We start from the raw sequence: 19,754 nt of genomic DNA, 5'->3' as shown, positions 1-19,754 counted from the left end.
AGATTTCATTAGAAGATTATTACATTTGTGGCTTAAATTTTAAATTATCAATTTTCAAACACAACTATTATGAGCATACCAGCAAATTTAAAGTACACAAAAGATCACGAATGGGTTAGCATCGAAGGAGATGTTGCAACTGTAGGAATTACTCATTTTGCACAAAAAGAGTTAGGAGATATCGTGTATGTTGAGGTAGAAACTTTAGATCAGACACTTTCAAAAGATGAAGTTTTTGGAACTGTTGAGGCTGTAAAAACAGTTTCTGATTTATTTTTACCATTAACAGGTGAAATCATTGCTTTTAATGAAGATTTAGAAAGTGCTCCTGAAACTGTAAATTCAGATCCTTATGGAGCTGGATGGATGATTAAAATAAAAATTGCTGATGCTTCAGAAATTGATACTTTATTATCTGATCAAGCTTATAAAGATTTAATCGGTGCCTAAACAACTCTTGTTAATTTGGGCAATTATTTGCTCTGGAATCATTACTTATTTTTGTCTGACAGATTCTAGTAATATACCAGCAATTAATTTTCCAAGCATTGATAAAATTGTACATTTCTGTTTTCATTTTGGTTTTACAATTTCATGGATTTTGTTTTTCAAAAAAGAATTAAAAGGAAAAGATGCAGACGATTATAAAGCTTATTTGATTTCGTTTATATTTTCTGTTTTTTTTGGAATTACAATCGAAATTCTTCAAGGTGCTCTTACCGCAACAAGAGCCTCAGATGTTACAGATGTTTTGGCAAATGCGCTTGGTGCCCTTGCAGCGGTTTTTTCTGCAATCGGATTTAAAAGGCAAATCGATAAAATATAAATTAAGAACCCACCTCGGTGGGTTTTTTATTACAAGAAAATCAAGCACTTAAAAAGCTGTTTTTTTCAATTTAAAATGTACTTTTGTGCTGGTTTTCTGCAACTTCAATCAAAATGAACGTAAAGCAATATTTAGACTCAACGTATTTAAAAACTGCATCGCAAGCTGGTCTTTCAGAAGCGGAAAATACTATTGTAGTTAAAAATGCAATTGAAGAAGCAATTCAAGAAGGTTTTAAGTTGATTATGATTCGACCAGAATATGTTTCTCTGGCAAAAAAAATGATCATAGAAGCCAATTCTGTTTTGTTAGTTGGTACAGTGATTGATTTTCCAGAAGGAAAATCAAATCTGGAGACCAAAATTAAGGAAGCAAACGAGGCCATTGAAAATGGAGCAGACGATTTAGATTTTGTTTGTAACTATGAAGCGTTTAAGAATGGTGATCTTGATCTGGTAAAAAAAGAAGTCTTAATTGGAACACAGATCGGATTGGCAAATGATAAAACAGTAAAATGGATTATCGAAATTGCCGCCCTAACAGATAAAGAAATTATTCAGTTATCTGCCTTAATAAAACATGTTGTAGTATCAAATTTTAAAGAAGATGATTTTGATGCTGTTTTTGTGAAATCCTCAACAGGTTTTTACAAAACAGATAATAATTTGCCAAATGGAGCAACCGTTCCAGCAATAATAATGATGCTTGAAAATGCCTCGCCACTTTCAGTAAAAGCAGCAGGCGGAGTTCGTTCATTTGAAGAAGCCGCAGAAATGATTCGTTTAGGAGTAAAACGTATTGGCACTTCGGCCGCAAAAGCAATTGCAAACGGAGAAATTTTCCCAAATCAATATTAAATAAATACCCAAATTTTAAGTGAATAAGTTTTTTTTGTCCCTTGTTTTAATTTCTACGTTCTTTATTGTTTCTGCTCAGCAAAATAGTAATTCTTCAGTTCAGCCTGGTTTCTCTGCAGAGAAATTTCCAGTTTTTCCTAATTGCGAAAATTTAGAAGCTAAAAAATTAGAAAATTGTTTCTATAAAGAGGTTCAAGATTTTGTATTCAACAATTTTCAGGTTCCTCAAAAATTAAAAGAAAATAATTATAAAGGAGCAGTAAAATTACTTTTTGAAGTAAATGCAGAAGGAGAATTTAAAGTGATTTATGTTTCTACCGAAACAGAAGAATTGTCAGAAGAGGCAAAAAGAGTATTTGGAGCATTTCCAAAAATTAAGCCATCAACTTATAACGGAAAACCAACTTATTCTAAATACACAATTTCTATTGATATTCCTCTAAAAAGTTCAGCGCAGCTTGAGGCAGAAGCTTTGGCAGCAAGAGAAATTGAAAAACAGGTAGAAAAACCAATGACAGAATTGGATAGTATTGTGTATAAAAAGTACCGTAATCCGGAGTTTGATAGTCATTTAAATATTCCATTTTCTCATAGTTATTATTCACAATTTGATGCGGAAATGAATCAAGTAGGAAGTAATAATCATACCGCATCTAAACCTTATACATATGCTGAGGTTTCAAAGTACTATAATTTAAGAGCAGTTAATGAGTCGCTGCAGAAAAAAACTTCAACTTGGCTGGGAAGAAAATGGTGGAATGAAAATTTAGTGCAGATTCAGGGAGAAGATTATTGGTTTACTTTAAATCCAATTGTAGACTTGCAAATGGGTAAAGCTTCAGATCTTGATGCATCTTACACTTATGTAAATACTAGAGCGCTAAACTTTAGAGGAGGTTTGGGGAAGCAGATTAACTTTACGACTACATTTTTTGAAAGCCAAGGAAGATTTGCGGGTTATTTTAATGATTACGCAGAATCTATCAAACCTTCTGGAGGAAATCCAGCTATAATTCCAGGAATTGGAATTGCGAAAAGGTTTAAAACAGATGCTTACGATTTTCCTTTAGCGGAAGCGAATATTACTTTTGCGCCAGGTAAAATTTTTGATTTCCAATTAGGTTATGGACGAAATTTTATAGGAGACGGTTACCGTTCTTTGTTGGAAAGTGACGGAGCAAGCCCATATCCGTATTTTAAGATTAATACCAAATTTTGGAAAATTAAGTATACCAATACATATATGTGGATGAAAGACGTTCGTCCAGAAGTAACAGAGGGAGGAACATATGCAACAAAATTTATGGCAAATCACTATTTGAGCTGGAATGTTTCAAATAGAGTAAACTTAGGTTTTTTTGAATCTGTAGTTTGGACTAACACCAATAATAGAGGTTTTGATGCTAATTTTATTAACCCGATTATTTTTTATAGAGCAGTTGAGTTTGGTTCTTCATCAAAAAGTGGAAATGCGCTTTTAGGAATAACGGGTAAATACAAATGGAATAATAGCATAAATCTTTATTCACAATTCTTGATCGATGAATTTTCTGTTTCTGATGTTGGCGCAGGAAATCAAAGCTGGAAAAATAAATTCGGATTTCAGCTGGGAGCAAAATATTTCAATGCATTTAACGTAAAAGATTTGTTATTGCAGGTTGAGTTGAATAACGTACGTCCTTATGTATACTCGCATAGTGCTGTTATTACAAATTACGGGCATAACAATCAGAGTGTGGGGCACCAATGGGGAGGAAATTTTAAAGAGCTTGTAGCAATTGCAAGATACCATAAAGGTCGTTGGCTTGCAGACGCGAAACTAACTGTTGGAACAAGAGGTTTGGACTTTGATACTACAGAAGATTCGTATAATTATGGAAGTAATATTTATAAAAGTTACGATGTAAACCGCCCATATGACACAGGTGTGAAAATTGGACAAGGAAACAAGACTAATGTTTTTATTGCAGATATTCAAGGAGGATATTTAATTAATCCGATGACAAACTTGAAGCTGTTTGGAAGTTTAATCTATAGAAATTTTGATCCGACACAAGAAACAGCAACAACTTTTAAGCAAAGTACTACTTGGTTTAGTATCGGATTACGTTCGGATATTTTCAACTGGTATTTTGATTACTAGTTTTTAATAAGATTTTTCGAAATAATAGTGTTAAAGAATGCTGAGATCTTAATTTGTATAGGTTTTATTGAAAAAAATCTATTTTTATAGGCTTAAATTCTACAATCTAATTTGTACATTTGCACCACTCAAAAAAAATACACAAAATACAACGGTATTGAACGCCGCAAAAAATACATTATCACTCAAATCAATATTTCTAGATTTTAAAGAGATTACTAAAGCTGGTTTAGCTATTAGTGTGTTGTTTTCTTCTATTGTCGCATATTTATTAGGAGTGGATTCAGAGCATCCTTTTAAATGGAGTGTTTTGGCTGTTTTGGCGGTTGGAGGTTACTGCATGGTAGGAGCTTCAAATGCTTTTAATCAAGTAATCGAAAAAGATATCGATTCTTTAATGGATCGTACCAAAAACCGTCCAGTTCCCTCTGGTCGTATGTCTCCAACAGTAGCTTTGTTAGTGGCAAGTTTGCTTACTATTATTGGTATTGCACTTTTATACACGATAAATGCTAAGTCGGCAATGTTTGTCGCAATTTCTATATTTCTTTATACAAGTGTTTATACACCATTAAAAACAGTAACTTCGTTGTCTGTTTTTGTTGGAGCATTTCCTGGTGCAATTCCGTTTATGTTGGGGTGGGTAGCAGCAACAGGCGAATTTGGTATCGAAGCAGGAACTTTATTTTTAATTCAATTCTTTTGGCAGTTTCCTCATTTCTGGTCTATCGGGTGGTTTTTGTATGAAGATTATGAGAAAGCAGGAATTTTTATGCTTCCAACAGGTAAAAAAGACAAAGGAACTGCATTGCAAATTATATTGTACACAATTTGGCTTATCATAGCATCGTTATTACCTGTATTAGGTTTTACAGGGCAATTATTTATTTCTCCAATTGCAGCAGTTTTAGTGTTTCTATTAGGGATTTGGATGCTTTTTTATGCAGTTCGTTTGTATAAGTTAAGAACCGCAAAAGCTGCGAGAACATTAATGCTTGTAAGCGTTTCGTATATTTCGCTTTTACAAATTGTATTTATAGTAGATAAATTTTTAAGATAGTTGTTATGGAAATGACATTGAAAACAAATGAAGAACAAGTAAGAAAGTCAAAATCAGCAAAACTGATTCTGCTTTTTGCAATGGTTAGTATGACCATGATGTTTGCTGGTTTAACAAGTGCATTTGTGGTAAGCAAATCAAGAGCAGATTGGTTGAAGAATTTTGAACTTCCTTCGGCATTCTATTGGAGTACTGCAGTAATTATAGCTTGTAGCGTTACTTTTTATTTGGCAAAAAAAGCTATTCAGAAAGACAATAGAAACGCAGTTACAGGATTGCTTCTTGGAACTTTGGCTTTAGGAGTTTTATTTGTGGTATTACAATTCAAAGGATTTGGACAAATCGTTTCTGAAGGGTATTACTTTACGGGAGAAGGTAGTTCAATTACTACAACTTTTCTTTATGTTGTAACAGTTACACACTTGTTACACTTAGCTGGCGGATTAATTTCACTTTTAATTATAATTTATAATCATTTTAAACAAAAATACAATTCGACTCAAACTCTTGGTATAGAACTAGGTGCGATGTATTGGCACTTTTTGGATTTATTATGGGTATATTTATTTTTATTTTTATATTTCTTTAAATAAGAAAAAAACGTAAATTTGGGAACTTTTTAACGAATATCTTTTATGGGAGCGACAGTTACTACTGCAAACAACGACGAAAAAACTTGGGGAGGCGGTCACAATGAGCCTTTAGGAGCAAGTTATGGTAAAATGATGATGTGGTTTTTTATCGTATCAGATGCCTTAACATTCTCTGGATTTCTAGGAGCTTATGGTTTTTCTAGATTTAAATTTATTGAAACTTGGCCTTTGGCTGATGAAGTGTTCACTCACTTCCCATTTATGCATGGTGTTGCGGCCCCAATGTATTATGTAGCATTAATGACTTTTATTTTGATCTTTTCTTCTGTAACAATGGTACTAGCTGTTGACGCAGGACACCAATTGAAAAAGACAAAAGTTGCAATCTACATGTTTTTAACTATTATTGGAGGTTTAATTTTCGTTGGTTCTCAAGCTTGGGAATGGAAAAACTTCATTAAAGGTGAATACGGAGCAGTTGAAACAGTTGGAGGTAGCTTACTTCAGTTTGTGGACAAAGATGGTAAAAGAGTAGCTTTAGCTGATTTTGCTGTTAAATTGCCAGAACAAAGAGAAGCTTTAACTAGAAGCCATTCAACTTGGTTTATGGAAGATGCTGAATCTCTTCCTACTTATACAGTTGCTGAAGTTCAGGCTGGTTTTAAAGCTCACCCTGAAATTTTAATTAGAACAGAAAAACTTACAGATAAAAAACAGAAAACAATCTTATCAAGAGAAGAGTCTGAAAAACATTTAGCTACTGCTAAATATGTAGTAGAAGGTGCTAACTTGATCAGAAACGAGTACGGTAATAAATTATTTGCTGATTTCTTCTTCTTCATTACAGGTTTCCACGGATTCCACGTATTCTCTGGAGTTATTATCAATATCATTATTTTCTTTAATGTATTGTTAGGTACTTACGAGAAAAGAAGAAGCTACGAAATGGTAGAAAAAGTTGGATTATACTGGCACTTCGTAGATTTAGTTTGGGTATTTGTATTTACAGTTTTCTACCTAGTTTAATTTTAGAATTTAATTATTATGTCACACGAGCACGTATCAAATACAAAAAGAATCTGGTTTGTTTTCGGATTACTTTCAGTAGTTACTACAGTTGAAGTTATCTTAGGTATCTACAAACCTGGAGCATTAGAATTTACTCATTTTGTTGGTTTAAATCTGTTAAACTGGATTTTCTATATCCTTACAGTTTTCAAAGCATATTATATTGTATGGGCATTTATGCACATGGAAGGTGAAAAAAGCAACCTTAGATGGTCTGTAGTTTCTCCTGTTATCTTCCTAGTTTTATATTTATTGTTTATTCTGTTAACAGAAGGACATTATATTTATGGGGTTTTTAAAGATTCTACTATTAAATGGAATTTTTAACATGATATTAATTCGAAAAGAAGCTCCGATTAACGGAGCTTTTTTTATTTTTGTACCTCAATAATTCTCCGTTAATACAATGAAAAAAAATATAGTTCTCTTTGTACTTTTTGTATTGCCAATTGTAGCGTATTTGTTTTTTGCTTCTGGTGTAAATAGTTTTACAACACTTCCGGTAATAACTCCCAAAGTAGCCGATTTTGGGGATTGGAATTCATTAAACGGAAAAAAAATCTCCCTTGATAAAAAGATTACGGTGCTAGGTTTTGCCGGTACAAACATTCTTGAAAATAGAGGTAACTATTTTAATTTGAATGAGAAGATCTACAAACGTTATAATGGTTTCGAAGATCTTCAGTTTGTTGTTCTTTGCCCAATAGGCACGGAGAAAGAAGCGCAAAAAATTGTTGATGCATTATCTCCTTTTACCGATGTTAAAAATTGGAATTTTGTATTTGCTTCAAAAGAGGATATTCAGAAATTTTACAACGGTTTGCATTTAAAAGAAAAATTAAATGGAGATCTTGGGACTTCTAATGTTTACATCATCGATAAAGAGCGTAATCTAAGAGGAAGGAAAGATCCAAAAGAATATAAAGAAGGATATGATACTTTTCATCCATCTGAGTTGAGTAATGAAATGCTGGATGATTTCAAGATCATTTTATACGAATACCGCGCAGCATTAAAAAAGAATCATAACGCTACAAAGCAACTTTAAAAATCATTTTTATATGTTTAAAAACAAATCATATATCGGAATCTCTTTTATCATTCTGATTTTTGGGATTTATGCTATTCCTAAAATTGTTGATCGAGTTAAAAACGGTGACGTTGTAAAAGGAAATCGTTTGGATAATGTTGGGGCAAAAACTTCAAAAGACACTAAGCTTTTGACAATTGGTTCAGCTCCAAAATTTGAATTGACAAATCAGGACAATGTCAAAATCTCAAATGAAACGTATAAGGGAAAAGTGTATGTTTTGGAATTTTTCTTTACAACTTGCCCTTCGATCTGTCCAAAGATGAACATGAGCATGTTGGAGATTGAAAAGACTTTTTTTGGCAATCCTAATTTTGGAATTGTTTCTATTACAATCGATCCAAAACATGATACTCCGCAAGTTTTAAAAGATCATGCTAAGTTACTTGGAGTGAAATCTTCAAACTGGAATTTCTTGACTGGAGATAGAAATGTAATTATGGATTTGTCAAATAAAGGTTTTAATCTTTATGCAGGAGAAAATGATAAAGTGAGTGGTGGATTTGAGCACTCAGGTTTGTTTGCTTTGATTGATAAAGACGGAAATATTCGTTGCAGAAAAGACGAGTTCGGAAATCCGAACATTTATTACGATGGTTTAGATAAAAAAGGTGTACGTGATATTCAAGAGGATATTAAAATTTTATTAGCAGAATAATGGAAGATAATAATTTAGAGAAAAAATATAACAAGTTTATTATTGCGGTTTCAATTGTAATTCCGGTTGTAGTAGCAATTTTGTTTGGGGTTAAGCTTAAGGATTTTGGTTACAATGTTGAGCCATTGTCAATGTTGCCTCCAATTTATGCTACAATTAATGGTTTTACAGCTGTAGTTTTGGTTGTCGCTGTTTTGGCTATAAAAAAAGGAAACCAGAAACTTCATGAGCGATTAATGACTTTGGCTATTGCTCTGTCTGTTGCATTTTTGGTAATGTATGTGGCGTATCACATGACTTCGGATTCTACTAAATTTGGTGGAGAAGGTGCTATACGTTATATCTATTTCTTTATTCTTGTAACACATATTTTATTGTCGATTGCTATTATTCCGCTTGTTTTAATAACGTATGTAAGAGCGCTTGCGCAGCGTTTTGACAGACATAGAAAAATAGCTAAAATCACTTTTCCGCTTTGGCTGTATGTCGCGGTAACAGGAGTAGTGGTTTACTTAATGATTTCACCATATTATGTTTACTAAAAAAAATAATTTTCAAATCGTAAAATCCAAGTTCCAAGTTTTGTTTTTTGGAATTTGTTTTTTCCTTATTGGAGTTTCTGCCAATGCGCAATGTGCGATGTGTCGCGCGGCTTTAGGAGGGGATTCTAATATAAAAAAGGCTGAAGCAGTAAATGATGGAATTGTTTACTTAATGGTTATTCCTTATTTACTCGTATTAATAATTGGATATTTGATTTATCGAATGTATTCTAAAAAGAAAAAAGCAGTGTAATTTTACACTGCTTTTTTTTATTTTATTTAAGTCCATTTACTGAGACGTTTACAGTTCCGTTTATTTTGATGAAGGCTATAATTGCCTGATTGGTTAACTGTATTTTGTCAAATTGAATGTCTTCCATTTTTCCATTGACAAATACACCTGGCATTGGAGAATAATTCTTTAAATAACCTGCCATACTTTTCTTTCCTTCTTCCAAATTTGGCTGGATTGAATAGCGGCAGCTTTTCTTCCATTTTTCTCAAAATATATCCTTGCGCAAGCCAGTTTGCAGTTCTCATTAATTTACTTTTAGTATCTAGAACATAATCTAATTTGTCAAAATAAATTTCTTTCGTTTGAGGATTATATGATGGAAATCCGTTTAAATAAATAGTTCCGTTTATAGATCCTAAAACGTCTAATGCAATAACCATTTTTCCGTCTTTATGCCAGATTGAAACATTTTTCACTGTGACTTTTTTGCTTCCTGAACCAAATTCCTGACCAGCAAAATTTTTGGTCATAATCTTAGACGCGTCTACGTAACTTGAAATAGCGGCAATATTAGCAGAAATCTGACTTGGAATTTTGGCAACTGGTTTTAAAGCAATTTTGTTTGCACTATATTTAGTTTCTGGTTGTTTTCCAACAATGGTTTCCATGTTGCATTTCATTCCCATGTCAAGAATAAAAGAATCGTTTTTAAGCTTGGCGTTTGTTGAGTAAATTTCAATAGGAACAATACGAAGCCAACTTTCATATGTGTCGCTCATTTGAAAAGGAGTACAGATTTTTTCAACCGCCTGAAGAACGTTAGGCTTAAAGTCCATAGATTTTTCAATTGCCCCGTCAATTTCTTTTTCTAGATTGCTTTTAAAAATAGAAATAGCAGGATTTATCAAATAAGTAATTGGCATATTTTTACCAAATATGGTCATTGTTGGGCTTTCATTCCAATTTAGGGATTTGAACTCCGTTTTTGTAGTTAATTTCCAATTGCTTAAAGTTGTTTCGCTAGATAAAGTTATAACTCCGTTTAGGTTGAATTCTCTAACGTCGTACAACTCTATCCCCATTTTTTTTGTTCCGATTCTATATTTGATATTCGCTTTAAGCGGTAAAATGGTTCTAATTCTTTTGTTAGGATTTGATGGATCGTTCTGAATTTTGATAGGAGCCTGTTTCCAGATTTTAATTTGAATATCATCATCTTCGATGTTGTTGTCTTCATAAATCACTCCGTTAAGAAGAGAATTTGTTTGATTTTCGATATCGCTTAGTTTTATCGTAATCGGAAGGTTGATGAATGATGGACTACTGTCATAAACGAGCGGACTGGCATCGTCTGGTTCAGGTTTTAATGTTTCTAATTTTGAAGTTGAAGAACAGCTTGTTAATACGGCAAGCACCGAAAACATTGAAATAATAGAAGTAAGCTTCATTTTAATATGAATTTTTAGACAAGGTAAAATTACAAAAACAATCATATTTTATTAAAAAAGTGTAACAATAAGTAAAAAAGGAAGTCTAATACAAAATAGGTAACATAATTATTAACTTTTTATTATCATAAATTACTTAATAAAAATGTTATTATTGTCTAAAAAATTTAACAATACCATGATTGAAATAAAAGATTTACACAAATCCTATAAAATGGGAAGTTCAGAATTACATGTATTAAAAGGAATAAATTTTAATATAGAAGAAGGAGAATTGGTTGCAATCATGGGGTCATCAGGTTCAGGAAAATCAACACTTCTTAATATTTTAGGAATTTTGGATGAAGCTGATTCTGGAAGTTATATTTTAGACAAAACACCTATAAAGAAATTAAACGAAACGATTGCTTCAAAATATCGTAACAAATTTTTAGGTTTTGTTTTTCAATCTTTTAACTTGATCAATTACAAGACAGCATTAGATAATGTTGCAATGCCATTATATTATCAAGGTATTAAAAGAAAGGAACGTTACGAAATAGCAATGAAATATTTGGAAAAGGTAGGTTTAGGAACTCACGCTCACCATTTGCCAAACGAACTTTCTGGAGGTCAGAAACAACGTGTTGCTATTGCGAGAGCATTAGCCTCAAATCCGAAAGTATTGCTTGCAGATGAGCCAACAGGAGCTCTTGATACCAAAACTTCTTATGAGGTCATGGAGCTTATACAAGGGATTAACGACGAAGGAAAAACAATTTTAATTGTTACACACGAACCTGATATTGCGGCAATGTGCAAAAGAAATGTAGTCCTAAAAGATGGATTAATTATCGATGATAAAAAAGTAGAACAAATTAGAGCTTCGTCTTATGTTTAATATTGAACGTTGGCAGGAAATATTTGAAGCCATTTCTAAAAATCGTTTAAGAACATTCTTAACAGGAATTTCTGTGGCTTCTGGAATTTTTATTTTGGTTATTCTGCTTGGTGCAGGTAAAGGGCTTCAAAACGGAATTGAAAAACAATTTGAACGTGATGCGGCTGGTATTATTGAGGTATGGTCTGGAACAACTACAAAGGAATATAAAGGATTAAATCCAGGAAGACAAATTCAATTTCGAAATAGCGATTACAATCAATCGGTACAGAAATTTGAAGACAAACTAGATTTAAGGGCTTCTACAAATAATTATTGGGGACAACCTTTTTCTTACGGTAAAGAATCGGGTAGTTATCAGTTTAGAGGTGTCAATCCAGATTATGGTGGGATAGAGAATTTGACCATAGTTCAAGGCCGTTATATAAATGCTAAAGACTTAGAAAGTAATGCCAAAGTTGCGGTTATTGGGATGAAACTAAAAACCGATTTGCTTAAAGATAAAGAGGCAATTGGAGAGGAGATCCTAATTAATAATATTAATTTCAAAGTAGTTGGCGTTTTTACAGATCCAGGAGGAGAAAGAGAAGAGACACGTGCTTATTTGCCATTGACTACAGTTCAGAAAACATTTGGTGGTGGAGATAAAATTAGCAACTTGTTTTTTACCCTAAAAAAGACAAACGATTATGATGAAGCTTTGGCTCAATCAGAAAAATTCACACAAGATTTAAAAGACTTGTTAAAGAGTAAAAATGTGGTGGCTCCTGACGATGATAGTGGTGTAGGAGTGTATAACTCTGTTAAAGACGCTAAGCAGTTTTACGATTTAAACTTATATATCAGACTCTTTTTTTGGTGGGTAGGTATCTGTACGATTATAGCAGGTGTGGTTGGTGTTAGTAATATCATGCTTATTATTGTAAAAGAACGAACAAAAGAAATTGGAATTAGAAAAGCGCTTGGAGCTTCACCTATTTCTATTATTACAATGATTCTTCATGAATCGATTTTTATTACGACCATTGCAGGTTTTGTCGGCTTATTGGCAAGCCTTATGTTGTTGGAATTTGTTGGGCCGATGGTTCAAAGTGAATATTTCAGAAATCCTGAAGTAGATTTTAGTGTTGCTCTAACTACTTTGGTATTACTTGTTTTTGCAGGAGCAATGGCGGGATTTTTCCCAGCTTACAGAGCAGCCAAAATTAAACCTATTGTAGCACTTAGAGACGAATAATCATGTTTAGTAAAGATAATTGGGACGAAATATTACAGGCTTTAACAGCAAATGTCTTCAGGACAGTTCTGACTGCTTTTGGAGTGTTTTGGGGAATATTCATTTTGGTGATATTGCTTGCTGCAGGAAAAGGACTTGAAAACGGTGTAAAAAAAGGTTTTGATGGCATTGCGACAAATACTATGTTTATGTGGAGTCAGACAACATCAAAGGCCTACAAAGGTTTGCCCAAAACACGACGTTACGATTTTAGAAATAGTGATGTTGCGAGCATTAAAACAAGCTATTCCAGATTTGTTATACGTTTCTCCAAGAAACCAGCTAGGAGATTTTAACGGAAGCAATAATGTCGTTAGAGGAACTAAAACTTCTGCTTTTACAGTTTATGGAGATTATCCGGAGTTGATTAAGCAACAGCCAATGGATATTATTAAAGGCCGTTTTGTAAATCAGCAGGATATTGAAGGAAGAAGAAAAGTTGCTGTAATTGGTAAAGGTGTTATTAGCGAGCTTTATGGCAAAGAGGAGGAATGTATAGGAACTTATATTAAAATTAACGGCATAAACTTTATGGTGGTTGGAGTTTATAAATCCAAACAGCAAGGAGGTAATGCAGAACAGGATCAAAAAAATATATTTATTCCGTTTACAACTTTTCAACAGGCTTTTAATTATGGAGACAAAGTGGGCTGGATGGCGCTTACAGCAAATGATGACTCATCTATAACAGATTTAAAACCAAAAATATTAGAAATAATTAAAGCGTTGCATTCTGTTAATCCAACAGACGATCGTGCGGTTGGAAATTTTGATTTGTACGAACAGTTTAATAAAGTGCAAAGTCTATTTAACATCCTTCAAGTAATTGCCTACTTTGTTGGAACATTAGTTTTGATTTCGGGAGTAATTGGGATTTCCAATATCATGCTAATTGTGGTTAAAGAACGCACAAAAGAAATCGGAATCAGAAGAGCTTTAGGTGCAACTCCTGGAGCAATTAGAGGACAAATATTATTAGAATCTATATTTTTAACAATCATTTCAGGAATGCTCGGAATTGCTGTTGCAACAGGAATTATAGCACTCTTAAATATGGCTTTAGATTCTATGCCGCCAGGAAGCAACACCATGTTTGCCAATCCAAGTGTAGATTTGAGAGTTGTATTTGTGGCATTATTAATATTAGTAGGATCAGGATTGCTTGCGGGTTTTATTCCGGCGCAGACCGCTATTAGTATTAAGCCTGTAGATGCATTAAGAACAGAATAAATTATCAATCAAAATAAAATCGATTAAACCAAAAACAAATGAAAAAAGGAGTAACCGTTACCATTTTAATATTTATTGCAATTGTTTTTTTTGGCGCGCTTTACTATTTGTATGCTAAAAATCAAGAATCGCCGATTGTATTTAAAACGGAAAAAGCAGAAATTAAAACTATCGTAAAAAATACTATTGCGACAGGTAATATTCAGCCTGACGAAGAGGTTTTAATTAAACCAAATATCTCAGGTATTATTGAAGAAGTGTATATTAAAGCTGGAGAAAAAATCAAAGCTGGTGATATGATTGCTAAAATTAGAGTTGTAGCAAATGTTTCGAATGTAAGCAGTTCGCAGAATCAAGTGCAGACCGCTAAAATAGCATTAGATAATCAGGAAAAAATCTATAAAAGGCAAAAAACATTATTTGAGAAAGATGTAATTTCTGCTAATGATTATGATGCCGCATTGCTGGCTTATAATCAAGCAAAACAAAACTATTTGGCAAAGAAACAAGGATTAGATATTGTTAAAACAGGAACAACTTCTTCTTTGGGTAGTTATGCTAATACATTAATTCGTTCTACAGTTAATGGAATGGTGCTAGACGTTCCTGTAAAAGTGGGGAACCAAGTTATCGAAAGTAATAACTTTAACGAAGGAACTACAATTGCAAGTGTTGCCGATGTTGGAAGAATGATTTTTATTGGAAAAATCGATGAATCTGAAGTTGGAAAAATTAAAGAAAAAATGCCGATTGAGATTACAATTGGTGCTATCGAGAACAAAAAGTTTGATGCCGTTTTAAATTATATTGCGCCAAAAGGAGTTACAGAAAATGGTGCTATCCAGTTTGAAATAAAAGCACAAATGATTAACAGAGATGATACTTTTATTAGAGCTGGTTTAAGCGCTAATGCTTCAATTATTTTGGAGAAAGCAGACAAAGTTCTAGCACTAAAAGAATCTTTGGTTCAATTTGATAAAAAAACACAAAAGCCTTATGTAGAAGTTGAAACTGCTCCACAGAAATTTCAAAGAAGAGATTTGGTTCTTGGGGTTAGTGACGGAATCTACGTTCAAGTTAAAAGCGGTATAAAGGACACGGATAAAATTAAAATCTGGAATCAAGGCTTAATCAATGAAGGAGAAAAAAATAATTTAGTTTGAAAGTTTAAGAATCTTTTTTGGTTTTAAAAAACGTTAAATTTGCGTAGTTCGGTTTACTGCGCGTTCATTAAAAGTATATGAAAATAAACAAATATAATAGTCTGTTTTTTGCAATGTTATTCGGTTTCGGATTAACTGGACAGGCGCAATCAAAGCAATGGACTTTAGAAGAGTGTGTTAGATATGCACTCGAAAATAATATCACAATCAAACAGTCTGAATTGGACTTGAAAAATGCCGATATAGATAAGAAAGCGGCATATGGAAGATACCTTCCTTCTGTAAATGGTAGCGCTTCTCACTCTTGGAACGTTGGTTTGAACCAGGATGTTACAACCGGTATTTTACGTAATTCAACTACACAATATTCTTCTGTAGGATTAAATGCTGGAGTAGATATCTATAAAGGTCTTCAGAATCAAAATACCCTTAGAAAAGCGAAATTGTCAATTATTGCTTCGCAGTATCAATTGTTAAAAATGCAAGAAGATATTTCTTTAAATGTTGCCAGTGCGTTTTTGCTGATTTTATCTAATAAAGAAGATTTAAAAGTAAAAAAAGAACAGTTAATAATCGATGAGAAAAGATTTGCCCGTTCTGAAGAAATGGTAAATGCAGGAACCATTCCGCGTGGGGATTTATTTGATTTGAAAGCAACTGTAGCAACAGATAAACAAAATATTGCGGTTTCTGAAAACAATTTGTTAATCTCTAAATTGAGTTTAGCGCAACTTTTGCAATTAAAAGAATTTGCAGATTTTGATGTAGTAGACGATACTAATGCAATGGATGAAAATAACATCTTGGCTCAAAGTCCAATTGACATTTATAATAAAGCTAAAGAAACAAGAACAGAGCTAAAATTAGCGCAGGCAAATCTTGAAATAGCAGAGAAAAATGTTGCTATTGCCAAAGGAGCATATCAGCCAACTTTGAGCGCTTTCTATAGCTTTAATACCAGAGCAAGTTATTCAGATGTTATAACTGGATCTACACCAAATACAGCAAATCCAACTTCTCAAATTGGTTTTGTTGAAGGAACTAATCAAGCTGTTTTACAAAATAATTATGTTCCTGTTTTAGGAAAAGCAGATCCAATTTTCGATCAGTTTAACGATAATAAGGGACAATCTTTCGGATTCCAACTTTCTGTTCCTATCTTTAATGGTTTCTCTGCCCGTAATAATGTAGAACGTAATAAAGTAAGTTTAGAAAAATCTAAAATAGATTTAGAGCAAAAAAGTTTAGATTTGCAACGTAACGTTTATACTGCTTTTACAGATGCAAGAGGAGCTTTAAATACTTACGAATCTTCTACTGTAACTTTAGAAGCAAGACAGCAGGCTTACAATTATGCAAAAGAAAAATATGATGTTGGTTTAATGAACTCATTTGATTTTACACAAGCTCAAACATTATTGACTAATGCACAGTCTGATGTAATTAGAACAAAATATGATTACATGTTTAAAATTAAAATATTAGAGTTTTATTTCGGAATTCCAATCGTTCCAATTATTACAAAATAATTCATTATGAAAAAAAAAACTGTTTATTTCTTATTAATAGTTGCAGTAATTCTTATTGTAGCTTTGGTTGTCCTTTCTAAGACTGGAGTAATAGGAAATAAAGACGAAGGAAAAGAAGTAGAAATTGCAAAAGTGACAGCTTCAACAATTGTTGAAACGGTTTCTGCAACAGGTAAAATTCAACCCGAAATTGAAATTAAAATAGCTTCGATGGTATCGGGCGAGATTATTTCTTTAAATGTAAAAGAGGGGCAAGTGGTTAAAAAAGGTGATTTGTTAGTAAAGATAAATCCCGATTTATATACCTCAGGATTAGAAAGATCTGTTGCAAATTTAGCTGGGACAAAAGCAAGCCTTACTCAATCTGACGCCAGTTTTAAAGAAGCAAAAGCAAATTACGAGCGTAATAAAATTTTGTATGATAAAGGTGTAATCTCAAAATCAGATTGGGATAAAGCCATTTCTACTTTTGAAGTTGCAAAAGCTACAAAACAAAGCGCTTATTACAATGTTCAAAGTGCTTCGGCATCTGTTACAGAGGCTCGAGACAATTTAGGACGCACAACGATCTATTCTCCTGCAGACGGAACTATTTCTGTATTGAATGTAGAATTGGGAGAAAGAGTTTTAGGAACACAGCAAATGGCAGGAACGGAGCTTTTGCGTGTTGCAAACCTAAACAACATGGAAGTTGAAGTTGATGTAAATGAAAATGATATTGTAAAAATTAAAATAGGAGATGAAGCAAATGTTGAAGTCGATGCTTACTTAAAAAAGAAATTTAAGGGAGTTGTGACTAGTATTTCTAATTCGGCAAGTACAACATTAACATCAGATCAGGTAACGAATTTTAAAGTTAAGGTTCGTATTCTGAAAGATTCATATCAAGATTTGTTAGAAGGAAAACCAAGTACATATTCTCCTTTTAGACCTGGAATGACTGCTACGGTTGACATTATTACAACAACAAAAAATAATGTTTTGGCAGTGCCAATTAGTTCTGTTGTAGTAAAATCGGACACTACGGCTGTAAAAGATTTTAAGGTTGAGGATCCAAATGAAGATAAAAAAGCGGCTCCAAAAAGCGATAAAAAATTCGAATGTGTTTTTGTCAAAGTTGGAGATAAGGCTAAGATTAGAATCATTAAAACTGGAATTCAAGACGACACTAACATCGAAGTGATGTCTGGTTTAAAACCTGGCGATGTTGTTATTACAGGGCCATATACAACAGTTTCTAAAGAGCTTAATTCTGGTGATAAGGTAAAGCTTAAGAAAGCAGAAGCGCCCAAGAAGTAAATTATAGCATATAATTGCATTTAGTGGAATTCTAAGCGAAAATGATTTTTGGTTTTATCAGTCACTTTTTCTAGTGTATTTATATACTTGATATGAGAGTATTATAGCTTCTATATAACAAAATAGTACAGTAATGAATTTGCCTATTTTCAATAGAAAAAAGCCTAATTATATATTTGAGACTTTTTACTTGAAAATTTATGTGTAGCATTTCTGTTATTTTGGCTGTTAACTCTTATTTTTGTAGCATTAATCTTTTTGATCAATTTTTAATAAAAACACTTTACTACTTTGTCTTATATTCTCAACATCGAAACGGCTACTAAAAATTGTTCTGTATCTATTGCAAAAGATGGTCAAACCATTGTTTGTACCGAACTAGCAGATGAAGGATATTCGCATGCTGAAAAACTTCACGTTTTTATTGAAGAGGCAATAAAAAAAGCTGGAATATCTGCACATGATTTAAAGGCTGTTGGCGTAAGCCAAGGACCAGGATCTTATACAGGTTTAAGAATTGGTGTTTCGGCAGACAAAAGGTTTGTGTTATGCATTAAATATTCCGTTAATTGCTGTAGATACACTGCAAACTCTAGCTTCTCAGGCAGGAGTTAAAGATGGAAAAATTGTATCGATGCTGGATGCGCGCCGTATGGAAGTTTACAGTGCTATTTTTAATCCAGATTTGACAGTTGAAAGAGCTATTCAAGCTGAAATTATTGATGAAAATTCATTTCAAGAATACACAGACAAGCTTTACTTTGTAGGCGACTGTGCCGATAAATGCAAGCCTGTTTTGACTAGAGACAATTTGGTGTTTTTAGAAAATGTAAAATACCCTTCAGCGCAAGCAATGAGTAAAATCAGTTTTGATAAATATCAAAAAAGCGACACTGTAGATGTCGCTTATTTTGAACCTTATTATTTGAAAGATTTCATGATTGCTCCTCCAAAGAAGCAATAAATACTATTTCTGTATCGTATACGGTTGAACTGCAATTCCCGCTTCATCCAACGCAATTTTGCAATTCTCTAATGTTTCAGAAAAAACAGCTCCGTAATTGGCATTTTTTGCCCAAGGACGAACTGCAAAATCGATAGAACTTGCCGATAGGTTTTTTACAAAAACTTCTGGTGCAGGCTTCTTCAATACTTTTGGGTTATTATTTAAAACATCTAAAAGAATTTCTTTTGCTTTTTTAATGTCTGAATCATAAGAAATAGCAAAAGTCAAATCAGCTCTTCTTTCTCCTTGCATCGAGTAGTTGATGATGTTTCCGTTAGATAAAGAACCATTTGGAACAAACACCGTCTGATTATTTGCAGTAAGCATTTTAGTTACAAAAATCTGAATTTCAAGAACTGTTGCAACAACGCCTTGCGCCTCTATTGTATCTCCAACTTTAAACGGTTTAAAGACAATAATAAGCATTCCTCCAGCAAAATTAGAAAGCGATCCTTGCAAAGACAAACCAACTGCAAGACCCATTGCTCCTAAAATGGCAACAAAAGAGGAAGTCTCAATTCCTAATTTAGAAATAAAGGTTACAAACAATAATATTCGCAACGCCCACAATAAAATGTCAGATAAGAATTTTGTAAGCGTAGGATCAAGATTTCGCTGAATCATTATTTTTCTAATAATTCGATTAATCAATCTGATGGCATATAAACCAACAAATAAGATTAAAAATGCAGAAATCAGTTTTGGTGAATAATCAACTAAAATGTCAACAAAACGAGTAACGTATTTACTGACTTGTTCTGGGTTCAGGTTCATGATTTTTAAATAAAAAAACCTTCTCAAAAGAGAAGGTATATTAGTGGTGCAAATATAAAAATATTTACATTATCAGA

General features: G+C 32.9%; 18 protein-coding genes and 3 pseudogenes. 19 read left to right on the top strand and 2 right to left on the bottom strand.

Annotated elements, in window-relative coordinates; all coding sequences use genetic code 11:
- Window positions 1-69 precede the first annotated feature (69 nt).
- From gcvH to P5P87_RS12860, 12 genes are all read left to right on the top strand, one after another.
- On the top strand, window positions 70-450 hold the full coding sequence (gcvH, locus tag P5P87_RS12915) for a glycine cleavage system protein GcvH (protein WP_091492358.1): 381 nt from the start codon (window positions 70-72) through the stop codon (window positions 448-450).
- On the top strand, window positions 443-826 hold the full coding sequence (locus P5P87_RS12910) for a VanZ family protein (protein ID WP_198854483.1): 384 nt from the start codon (window positions 443-445) through the stop codon (window positions 824-826). The genes gcvH and P5P87_RS12910 overlap by 8 nt, the downstream gene beginning before the upstream one ends.
- A 113-nt stretch (window positions 827-939) precedes the next feature.
- Entirely contained in the window at window positions 940-1,683 is a 744-nt protein-coding gene (gene deoC / locus P5P87_RS12905) for a deoxyribose-phosphate aldolase (RefSeq protein WP_278019560.1), read from the top strand.
- A gap of 19 nt (window positions 1,684-1,702) precedes the next feature.
- On the top strand, window positions 1,703-3,826 hold the full coding sequence (locus P5P87_RS12900; RefSeq protein WP_278019559.1) for an energy transducer TonB: 2,124 nt from the start codon (window positions 1,703-1,705) through the stop codon (window positions 3,824-3,826).
- 157 nt (window positions 3,827-3,983) lie between these two features.
- A complete protein-coding gene (gene cyoE / locus P5P87_RS12895) occupies window positions 3,984-4,886 on the top strand; it encodes a heme o synthase (RefSeq protein WP_278019558.1) in 903 nt (300 codons plus the stop codon).
- Between the two features lie 5 nt (window positions 4,887-4,891).
- Complete coding sequence (locus P5P87_RS12890) at window positions 4,892-5,479, top strand: cytochrome c oxidase subunit 3 (RefSeq protein ID WP_198854479.1); 588 nt, start codon at window positions 4,892-4,894, stop codon at window positions 5,477-5,479.
- Between the two features lie 42 nt (window positions 5,480-5,521).
- On the top strand, window positions 5,522-6,505 hold the full coding sequence (locus tag P5P87_RS12885; protein ID WP_198854478.1) for a cytochrome c oxidase subunit 3: 984 nt from the start codon (window positions 5,522-5,524) through the stop codon (window positions 6,503-6,505).
- 18 nt (window positions 6,506-6,523) lie between these two features.
- Window positions 6,524-6,874: a cytochrome C oxidase subunit IV family protein gene (locus tag P5P87_RS12880; RefSeq protein ID WP_278019557.1), complete on the top strand. Its 351-nt coding sequence runs from the start codon at window positions 6,524-6,526 to the stop codon at window positions 6,872-6,874.
- Window positions 6,875-6,953: 79 nt separating this feature from the next.
- Window positions 6,954-7,595 carry a hypothetical protein gene (locus P5P87_RS12875; RefSeq protein WP_198854476.1) on the top strand — a complete coding sequence of 214 codons (642 nt, stop codon included), beginning with the start codon at window positions 6,954-6,956 and terminating at the stop codon, window positions 7,593-7,595.
- A 13-nt stretch (window positions 7,596-7,608) separates the two neighbouring features.
- Entirely contained in the window at window positions 7,609-8,295 is a 687-nt protein-coding gene (locus P5P87_RS12870) for an SCO family protein (RefSeq protein WP_198854475.1), read from the top strand.
- Window positions 8,295-8,837: a DUF420 domain-containing protein gene (locus P5P87_RS12865; RefSeq protein WP_278019556.1), complete on the top strand. Its 543-nt coding sequence runs from the start codon at window positions 8,295-8,297 to the stop codon at window positions 8,835-8,837. Before P5P87_RS12870 ends, P5P87_RS12865 begins: the two co-directional genes overlap by 1 nt.
- Window positions 8,827-9,090, top strand: coding sequence for a hypothetical protein (locus P5P87_RS12860; protein ID WP_278019555.1), 264 nt, complete (start codon window positions 8,827-8,829; stop codon window positions 9,088-9,090). Before P5P87_RS12865 ends, P5P87_RS12860 begins: the two co-directional genes overlap by 11 nt.
- 22 nt (window positions 9,091-9,112) lie before the next feature.
- Here P5P87_RS12860 and P5P87_RS12855 read toward each other — a convergent pair.
- A pseudogene (locus tag P5P87_RS12855) lies at window positions 9,113-10,520 on the bottom strand (DUF4403 family protein).
- Window positions 10,521-10,698: 178 nt separating this feature from the next.
- Here P5P87_RS12855 and P5P87_RS12850 point away from each other — a divergent pair.
- The 7 genes and pseudogenes from P5P87_RS12850 to tsaB all read left to right on the top strand — a co-directional run bounded on the left by P5P87_RS12850 (window position 10,699) and on the right by tsaB (window position 18,861).
- On the top strand, window positions 10,699-11,400 hold the full coding sequence (locus P5P87_RS12850) for an ABC transporter ATP-binding protein (protein WP_198854471.1): 702 nt from the start codon (window positions 10,699-10,701) through the stop codon (window positions 11,398-11,400).
- Window positions 11,393-12,637, top strand: a complete 1,245-nt coding sequence (locus tag P5P87_RS12845; RefSeq protein ID WP_198854470.1) for an ABC transporter permease — start codon at window positions 11,393-11,395, stop codon at window positions 12,635-12,637. The genes P5P87_RS12850 and P5P87_RS12845 overlap by 8 nt, the downstream gene beginning before the upstream one ends.
- A 2-nt stretch (window positions 12,638-12,639) precedes the next feature.
- A pseudogene (locus P5P87_RS12840) lies at window positions 12,640-13,906 on the top strand (ABC transporter permease).
- Window positions 13,907-13,944: 38 nt separating this feature from the next.
- Window positions 13,945-15,069 carry an efflux RND transporter periplasmic adaptor subunit gene (locus P5P87_RS12835; RefSeq protein WP_278019554.1) on the top strand — a complete coding sequence of 375 codons (1,125 nt, stop codon included), beginning with the start codon at window positions 13,945-13,947 and terminating at the stop codon, window positions 15,067-15,069.
- Window positions 15,070-15,146: 77 nt separating this feature from the next.
- Window positions 15,147-16,598: a TolC family protein gene (locus tag P5P87_RS12830; RefSeq protein WP_198854467.1), complete on the top strand. Its 1,452-nt coding sequence runs from the start codon at window positions 15,147-15,149 to the stop codon at window positions 16,596-16,598.
- A gap of 6 nt (window positions 16,599-16,604) precedes the next feature.
- The gene (locus P5P87_RS12825; RefSeq protein WP_278019553.1) at window positions 16,605-17,897 is read left to right on the top strand and encodes an efflux RND transporter periplasmic adaptor subunit; all 1,293 of its coding nucleotides are present in this window, start codon (window positions 16,605-16,607) and stop codon (window positions 17,895-17,897) included.
- Between the two features lie 291 nt (window positions 17,898-18,188).
- Window positions 18,189-18,861, top strand: a pseudogene (gene tsaB, locus P5P87_RS12820) (tRNA (adenosine(37)-N6)-threonylcarbamoyltransferase complex dimerization subunit type 1 TsaB).
- 3 nt (window positions 18,862-18,864) lie between these two features.
- Here tsaB and P5P87_RS12815 read toward each other — a convergent pair.
- A complete protein-coding gene (locus P5P87_RS12815; RefSeq protein ID WP_278019552.1) occupies window positions 18,865-19,677 on the bottom strand; it encodes a mechanosensitive ion channel family protein in 813 nt (270 codons plus the stop codon).
- Between the last annotated feature and the right edge of the window lie 77 nt (window positions 19,678-19,754).

Source organism: Flavobacterium ginsengisoli, from assembly GCF_029625315.1.
GTDB classification, from domain to species: Bacteria; Bacteroidota; Bacteroidia; order Flavobacteriales; family Flavobacteriaceae; genus Flavobacterium; species Flavobacterium ginsengisoli.
Note: the sequence above shows the minus strand (reverse complement) of the source record. Positions and strands in the feature narration are given on the sequence as shown.